Origin of the sequence: Sunxiuqinia dokdonensis (genome assembly GCF_001270965.1) — a bacterium.
In the GTDB taxonomy this organism is placed as follows: domain Bacteria; phylum Bacteroidota; class Bacteroidia; order Bacteroidales; family Prolixibacteraceae; genus Sunxiuqinia; species Sunxiuqinia dokdonensis.
In genome coordinates this window covers 111,390-119,544 of the sequence record NZ_LGIA01000171.1, presented here as the reverse complement: position 1 = coordinate 119,544, position 8,155 = coordinate 111,390, and the positions used below count along the sequence as shown (strand labels likewise).

The following is an 8,155-nucleotide window of genomic DNA, read 5'->3' as shown; positions in this document are numbered from 1 at the left end:
GAACAAGCTGTTTCCTACTTGTTGGCATGACGATTTCAACTCCTGTTTTCGCCCAATTTAAAGTCGATGGGCAGTTTCGGAATCGGTTCGAACTGCGCGATGGTTACCGCAAACTCGCAGCAGAAGGAGCTGCACCCGCCGCTTTTATTTCACAACGGACACGCGTGTCATTCAACTATGAAACAGAAGGGCTAAAGGTGAAATTTACGACACAAGATGTCAGGGTGTGGGGAGACGAACAATTGACCAGCTCTACCGGCGTACTTGGCGACTACGCGTCGCTTGAGCTTTTCGAAGCTTTTGTTGAGATTCGGACAGGAACCGCGGGCTGGCTTTCGGTAGGGCGCCAGCAATTGGTTTACGACAACCAGCGAATTTTAGGAGCGCGTAATTGGAACCAGAACGGAATAGCTTACGATGCCATCGTTTATAGATGGCAGGCTGAAAACCGGGAGTTCCACCTGGGAACCAGTTGGAACTCGACAGGTGAAAATACGTCCGACAACTTTTTCGATCCCACGCAGATTAAGTCATTGAGTTATATCTGGGCTCAAAGCAGTCTGTCCGTGAGCTGGAGTTTGACCCTGTCACACGTAGCTTCGGCTGTGACAAAATCTGAAACTGAAAATACGTTGTATTTCCGTCAAACGACCGGTATTTATTCAACCTATGAAAAAGGAAATTTGAGCCTGTCGGCAAACATCTATTACCAGTTCGGGAAAAACCAATCGGGGAAAAACGTAAGTGCTGTCCTGTTTGATGCTGAGTCGAAATACAAACTGGGGAAATTATCACCTGGGATTGGGTTGAGCTATCTTTCGGGAAACAGCAAAACTGGTAGCAGTCAGCAAACTGATCATCTTTTTGATGTCCTGTATGGTGCCCGCCATCGCTTTTTTGGAGGAATAGACTATTTCCGAAGTTTTGATTCACACACCAATCAAGGTGGTTTGGTTGATTATTATTTCTTCTTCGATCACAAGTTTACAAAGAATACGAGCTTGAAGAATACCAGTCATTATTATCAATTGGCACAAACCAACCCAACGACACCAAATGATCGAAATTTGGGGTATGAGAACGACCTGGTGCTGAAACACCAATTTGCCAGCTGGGGAGCACTTGAAAGTGGCTATTTATTCTATCTGCCCACCTGCTCGCTAAAAACGATTCAGGGAATTGACGATGATAAATTCTCGCATTTTTTATACGTGCAGCTGACCGTCAGCCCATCACTTTTCAAAAATTAAAAACAATCAAAAAATAGAAGGCGTGAAGATCAAGAACTTATCCTTGTTGTTGGCCGTCGCCGTTGTTTTTTCAGCCTGTTCGTCAGGACAAAAGAAAGAACAAACTATCAGCCTGTCGGGTGCATTTGCATTGTATCCACTCGTCATCAAGTGGAGTGAAGAGTACCAGAAAGAAAACCCCGGAATCCGGTTCAATATTTCTGCCGGTGGGGCGGGCAAGGGCATGGCCGACGCGTTGTCGGGTACGGTTGACCTGGGCATGTTCTCGCGCGAGATTGTTCAGGAAGAGATTGACAAAGGTGTTTGGTGGTTGGGCGTAACCAAAGATGCTGTCATCCCGACCATTAATGCGAACAGTCCGGTGCTGAGCGTCATTCACGCACGTGGGCTTACCCGCGATGAGTTTCGCAAAATTTTTATTGCGGGTGAAATTACCAACTGGAACCAAATTTCCGGGATTGAAATCGACCTGGCGATTAACGTTTTTACCCGTTCCGATGCCTGTGGCGCTGCCGGGACCTGGGCTGCCTACCTTGGTGGTAAACAGGAGGACCTGAAAGGCGTGGGCGTGTTTGGTGATCCGGGATTGGCAGATGCAGTTGTGAAAGATGAAAAAGGAATCGGGTTTAACAACACCATTTACCTGTACGATATTAAAACAGGAAATAAAAACCCGGGAATTGAGGTAATCCCGATTGATGTAAACGAAAACGGGAAGATTGATGCTGACGAGGCATTCTACAGCAAATTTGATGAAATACTGGCTGCCATTGCCGAAGGGCAATTCCCCTCGCCACCAGCCCGCGAGTTGTACCTGGTGTCAAAAGGTAAACCGCAGAAACAAGCTACCATCGACTTTTTGAAGTGGGTGGTCACCAATGGACAAGCTTTTGTACCGGAAGCTGGCTATGTGCCCCTGGCAAAGTCAAAACTGGAAAAACAGGTATCCAAAATAAATTAAGCCCATCGAAACGAGCATATACTTTGGATTGGTTGATTGCGGGAAAAAGTCAGATGAAGGAATATTAAAATGAACCTATAAAATGAACAGAAGCAGACGACTGACAGACCTTATTGTTACGATATGGATGCGGGGAGGACTGTATTTACTATTGTCCATCCCCGCCCTTATTGCCATTGGCCTTTACTGGAAAGCCGCTCCACTATTGGCAAACCATTCGTTTGCAGAGCTCATCCTATCAGCAAAATGGTTTCCGATGAAAGGTGAGTTTGGATTCATGCCCTTTATTTACAGTTCGGCCTATGTCACTGTTTTGTCGTTTTTCTTATCGGCTCCATTATGCTTGTTTGCCGCGGTGTACCTGACTCAGTTTGGCAAAAAAAGACTGCTAAATGTGATGTTGCCTGTCATCGATATCCTGGCAGGCATCCCGTCGGTTGTTTACGGAGTATGGGGCGTACTGGTCATCGTTCCTGCCGTTTCAGATTATGTGGCCCCGTTTTTCGGAACCAGCAGTTCCGGTTACAGCTTGCTTGCAGGAGGTGTTGTTTTGGCAGTCATGTGCATTCCTTACATGTTGAACATGCTGATCGAAGTGTTCCATACCATTCCTGTAGGTATGAAGGAAGCTTCGTTATCGCTGGGGGCAACCCATTGGGAAATGGTGAAACATGTCATCTTCAAAAAGGGCTTTCCGGGAATCATCTCTGCTTTCGGACTGGGTATTGCCAAAGCTTTTGGTGAAACCATAGCCGTGCTAATGGTGGTTGGTAATACCCTCGACATTTCTGTGTCACCTTTCAGTCCGGGTTATCCGCTGCCGGCCCTGATTGCCAACAACTACGGCGAAATGATGTCAATTCCTGATTATGATTCGGCACTGATGTTTGCCGCCTTGTTGCTGTTTGTGATCATTTTGGTCATCAACCTTTTTTTCAGGTATTTCATCCATAAAACTGAGCAGTCATGAGAAAGTGGAAAACCATCGAAGAGCAAATTTTCAAGGTCATCTCTTTCCTGGCAGCCTATTCGGTCATTGCTATTTTGCTGTTCCTCCTTTTTGTGGTGTTCAACAAAGGGATTGGCGCCTTGTCGTGGGATACCATTTTAAAACTACCCAAGGGAGGCTATTATTTTGGAGGCGAAGGAGGGATACTCAACGCGATTATTGGCTCATTCTACCTTTCGGTTGGCGCCACGGTCCTGGCTGTCTTTATCGGGCTGCCGGCAGCTTTGTTTATCAACGTACAGCTGATCAGGATGAAACGGGTGCAAAATACCATCCGCTATCTGCTGGATGCGCTGTGGGGCATTCCATCCATTGTTTACGGAGCTTTTGGCTTCGCAGTCATGCTGTTTTTTGGCTTGAATGCCTCGCTGTTGGCCGGGATCATTACCGTTGCATTACTAATTACCCCGATCCTGGTGCGGGCTTTTGATGAAGTGCTGAAAACCATTCCGGTGGAGTTGCAGGAGGCTTCTTTCTCGCTGGGATCAACCCGTACCGAAACTGCGTTGAAAGTTTTGTTCAAACAAGGATTTGCGGGCTTCATCACGGCTTTGTTATTGGCTTTTGGCCGTGGAATTGGCGATGCAGCTTCCGTCCTTTTTACGGGTGGCTACACTGACAATATTCCTATCAGCCTTGATGAGCCGGTAGCCACGCTTCCGCTGGCGATCTTCTTTCAGCTTAGTTCTCCGATTGAGGAAGTTCGGCAACGAGCCTACGCTGCGGCAGTCGTTTTGACCATCTTTATTCTGGTTATCAGTGTTTCCGCACGACTGTTGTCTAAACGGTATTCAAGAAATATAATTAAATAGAACGACGATGTTTACAGAAAAGCTATTCAAGCAGACAAATGCATACACAAAATCAAAATTGAAGATGAGCAAGGCGGACATCGAAAAACCAATTATCCAGATCAAAGGATTAAGTGTAAAAACCCACGAAGGTGAAATCCTGAAAAGTATTAATTTGGATATCCCACGGAATAAGATTGTGGTTCTGTTGGGGCCATCAGGCTGCGGTAAAACCACTTTGCTCAAGAGTTTAAACCGTTTAACAGATTTGCACAAAGAGCTGATCGTCGGTGGCGAGGTGTTGATTGATGGGAAAGATATCCTGAAAGCGTCACAAGATCTCCCCATCATGCGGCAAAAGATGGGCTTGTTGTCCCAACGTCCGTTTCCCCTGCCCGTTTCAATCTACAAAAATGTGTCCTATGGTTTAAAGCTGAAGGGAGTCCGCAACAAAAAACTGATTGCTCACAGTGTGGAGTCGAACCTGAAACGGGTGGGCTTGTGGGACGAGGTGAAAGACCGCCTGAATAATCCGGCCAACAGTCTGTCCATCGGTCAGCAACAGCGCCTTTGTCTGGCGCGTGGCTTGGCCGTAAAACCCACCATTATCCTAGCCGACGAACCGACATCAGCATTGGATCCCATCTCGACCAAGACTATTGAAAATCTCTTTAAAGAGCTAAAGGAGCATTACACCATCATTCTGGTCACTCACGTTTTGCGGCAGGCGGTTCGTTTGGCCGACCATGTTGTATTTATGTATTATGGCGACATTATTGAGCAAGGGCACCCCGATGACATCCTGAAAAATCCGCAGACGGAGATCCTGAAAAAATACTTGATTGATGGAAATTGAGGTTTGGAAATCAGTATTGGGTTGGATGCTGGCATATGCGGTTGGCAGCCACAACATCCAAATTTCGTTTTAGCGGTTATCGTGATATTTTCATCTTAATGATCCGATTTGCAATTTTGACTGGAACCGTTGGGCTGGAATATTTTCGGGAGAATTATTATTGGATTGAAAAGCTGTAAGAGTCCGTTGGTGCAACCTGTGGTTTATGTATGCGCTTGCCATTATTATTCTGAATTTCAATATAATAGTCAATTGGGGTGCCGCTTTTTGCTGCTGGAATAGTCGCCTGAAATTGGTCGTTTTTGGTCGATACCATCGGAACTGAACTGAATTCCCCTTGTTCGTTTGCCCGCCAATGCAAATTAACGGTTTGAATTCCATCGGATGATTTGGCTATGACATTGACCGGATAGCCGCCCGGATGATGTGACAGCTTTCCTTGAAGCCACTTGTGCCTGACATAGATTGGGTTATCAGCATAAATTTCGTGGGTTAAACAGTGAATGGCTCCTGCCAAATGGGCATATTGTCGGCAAGCTACCCCAACAATGTTGTATCCGGGCATCGCTTTTCGATAGGCCTCGAGCGCCCGTTCATCATACAATTTCACATCATATTGGGGCACCAAAACCGTTTTGTTGATGATGATCGAATTAATGTAAGTTGCCTTTGAAGTATTTAAGACGATTTTTGTATCCCGGTCATAGGAGGTGGGTGCGTTTTGTATCGGAACGAATTTTATTTCTCGTCCGTAAGCCGATTCGAGCTGTTGTGAAATTGAAATGACTGCTTGATCAATGGCATGTTGGTCGTCGTAAAACTCATCGATGGAAATGTCGTAATTGCTGTTCGGAATATAAGCGATCAGGGCGGTTTCCTCATCGATCAATTTGATGAAATAATCAACATGGACAAACGAAGTTGATAGATTCAGTGTCTTTTTAATGCCAAAATTTTGGTAGAAATAGTCATATTCCTCAAGCAATCCGGCAGGCAACTTCTCAGAGGTATTGGTTGCGGCGATGTTGAATGTTCCATGCCCATCGGTTAAAAAATTTCCACCATCCGTATAATAGTTGTCTGCCATTTCGGAGTGAATGATTTCCGATGGAATATCGAGGAATTTGGCCATAAATCGGCCTGTTTGGTCGTCAGGGAAATTGAAAAAAAGCCGATCACCAACCTCATTTTGATAAATTTGGTACATGCCATGATCGCGAACCCAGGGTAAGGTATTTGAAAGTGAATCGATTGTAATAATATGGACCAATGGCGAATCAATGTTTCGATTGCTGAAAACGGTGTCTAAGCGAATTGGGACTGGGTTTTTGCTTTGACTTTCCGGCAGTTCAACAATGTAAAAATCAATGCCTTCGTCAATACAAGCCCGGGCTGTTTTTATAAACGGATCGAAGGCTTCATCCCAGCTCACATTCGGATTCTTAAAATAGCGAAACCCCATAACGACACCACGAATTTCTTCCCATTCTGCCGGATGCCTCGGGTTTGAAACCTGTGGGCTAGCCACACAGAACGGGAAGAGTAAAAGCAGCAATAAGCCAGATTTTAAACTCATAAAGCCACAACGCGCTTAGATGCAAATAAGGGTGACATGATAGGAATCCAGGCTTTTTTGTTCCACTACTGGTGTGATTTCAATTTCATAAATTCCTTCATTATCGAATTGGTACTGAATGCTGGTGCCTTGAAACGACGCTTCGCTATTCTGTTTTTTGTTTCTGACAATCCAGCGATAGTTGATGGTACTTCCATGCGGATTTGGCAGGAAGGGAGCAATTAGCTGTACGTTGCTTTTCGAAATCTGCACTGTTTGGCCATTCTGAATCCTTGCATATTTTGTATCGAGGCCATGTTGGGGAGCTATTTTAAAGCTTTCCTCGGTAATCTCGATTGGTTTATTGGTCGGTTCCGTTCGATTTCTGATGAGGCCTTGATGGCGTTCGTCAACTTTGGTTGTTGCACGAAGCTCATTTTTCCGCACATCCGACATCCGCACATCCTTGATTCGAGCATCAGTGGCCTTTGCATTCTTAATCCGTGCATCGTGGTGCCTTGCTCCTAATCCATGCCGGGCATCATTTGCTCTCAACGCCCGAATATCAAGTCTTTTGTCTGATTTTAGCGTTTGTGCATCCTTGCTGTTGTCGATTGAAGTATTGGTATTTCTTAGGGCCGTTTCATCAATTTTTACGATTAGCATAGCCGATTTTTCGTCGTAGCCAGTTTGGTTATTTTTTTCTTCTGAAATTGAAAAATAGCTTGGTTTTGATGAAATCCCCGTCGTAGTTTCTCTCACAATCCAGTAGTAACGACCGCTGGTGGAAGCCCCGGCAGGGCCCTCCTGATTGGGGTTTCCGGTGCGTTTAACAAGGTCGGCCAACGCTTGTCCGGCCTTAAACTTTGCGACTTTGACGGTCCTCATTTTTATTTCTTTTCCGGTTTGAGGATTTCGGCCCGTTTTGCTCAGGCTTGTGCCAACAAATGTGTGTTGCGCCTGCCCGTCAGTTCCCACTTTCGTAATTTCAATAGCATAATTTCCATGCGCAGTTTCACCGCTCAAGTTTTGCCATGCGAAAAACTCAATTTCGTCGAAGCTCGAAAAACGGCTGCCATTTCCCTTATTTCCGGGGGGATATAGTTCTTTTAAATCTCCTGTGGCTTGTTGCACGGGGGGTGTTCTGCTGCCATCGTTTCCCGGATTTTGCGTTCCTTCCTGAAAAAGCGGGTTTTCACCTGCAGCTTCAGATCCTTCATGAAGTGGGTTCACTCCTTTTTGCACAACATCGCCGTAGCCATCTCCGTCTGCATCTTCCGGATCCGTGACATGCGCATTCAGGGCATTTCCGGCATCAACTTTGGTCAATTTTGCGTCTTTGTTCTGCCACACAATGTCATCAAAAGTGACTGCGTTGACCAGTTCATCGGCTAATTTTTTAAGGTCTGCTATTCTCCGGGTGTCGTTTTGATGATCATTTCCGTCATGACTGCCGCCCGTGCGCATTTTTTCCGGAATCTGTCCGGCATCAATTGTTTGGCCGCCTTCCCTGATGGGCAGATTTCGTCGTTGCCCACGCTGTGTTTGGGCTTCAGCATGAATAATTGCCAGTACAAAAAAAAGAAGTAATACTTTTTTCATCCCCTTACGTTTTTAGTTCATATTCAGTCCAAGGTTGTGGGTAAAGTTATAATAAAATACTAAAGCACCTAAAACTCCTTTTGGTTTACGAAGTTTTTACAGGAACAGCTATTGGATTCATGATAAGCAAG

Annotated in this window: 7 protein-coding genes; 5 read left to right on the top strand and 2 right to left on the bottom strand. The window is 45.5% G+C overall.

All coding sequences use genetic code 11. The features are described from left to right. From NC99_RS14475 to NC99_RS14455, 5 genes are all read left to right on the top strand, one after another. On the top strand, nt 1-1,250 hold a 1,250-nt coding region (locus NC99_RS14475), incomplete at its 5' end, for an alginate export family protein (RefSeq protein ID WP_157624919.1). Between the two features lie 22 nt (nt 1,251-1,272). Further along, nucleotides 1,273-2,211 carry a PstS family phosphate ABC transporter substrate-binding protein gene (locus NC99_RS14470; RefSeq protein WP_239684460.1) on the top strand — a complete coding sequence of 313 codons (939 nt, stop codon included), beginning with the start codon at nt 1,273-1,275 and terminating at the stop codon, nt 2,209-2,211. A gap of 82 nt (nt 2,212-2,293) precedes the next feature. Then, complete coding sequence (pstC, locus tag NC99_RS14465) at nt 2,294-3,181, top strand: phosphate ABC transporter permease subunit PstC (protein WP_053185016.1); 888 nt, start codon at nt 2,294-2,296, stop codon at nt 3,179-3,181. Continuing rightward, nucleotides 3,178-4,032, top strand: a complete 855-nt coding sequence (locus tag NC99_RS14460) for a PstA family ABC transporter permease (RefSeq protein ID WP_053185013.1) — start codon at nt 3,178-3,180, stop codon at nt 4,030-4,032. The genes pstC and NC99_RS14460 overlap by 4 nt, the downstream gene beginning before the upstream one ends. A 64-nt stretch (nt 4,033-4,096) precedes the next feature. Then, nucleotides 4,097-4,867, top strand: a complete 771-nt coding sequence (locus NC99_RS14455; protein ID WP_157624917.1) for a phosphate ABC transporter ATP-binding protein — start codon at nt 4,097-4,099, stop codon at nt 4,865-4,867. 157 nt (nt 4,868-5,024) lie between these two features. Here NC99_RS14455 and NC99_RS14450 read toward each other — a convergent pair whose 3' ends face one another. Beyond that, nucleotides 5,025-6,443 (bottom strand): agmatine deiminase family protein, encoded by a 1,419-nt coding sequence (locus NC99_RS14450; RefSeq protein ID WP_053185006.1) that lies wholly within the window; start codon nt 6,441-6,443, stop codon nt 5,025-5,027. Nucleotides 6,444-6,458: 15 nt separating this feature from the next. Next, nucleotides 6,459-8,024, bottom strand: coding sequence for an HU family DNA-binding protein (locus tag NC99_RS22770; RefSeq protein WP_053185003.1), 1,566 nt, complete (start codon nt 8,022-8,024; stop codon nt 6,459-6,461). Between the last annotated feature and the right edge of the window lie 131 nt (nt 8,025-8,155).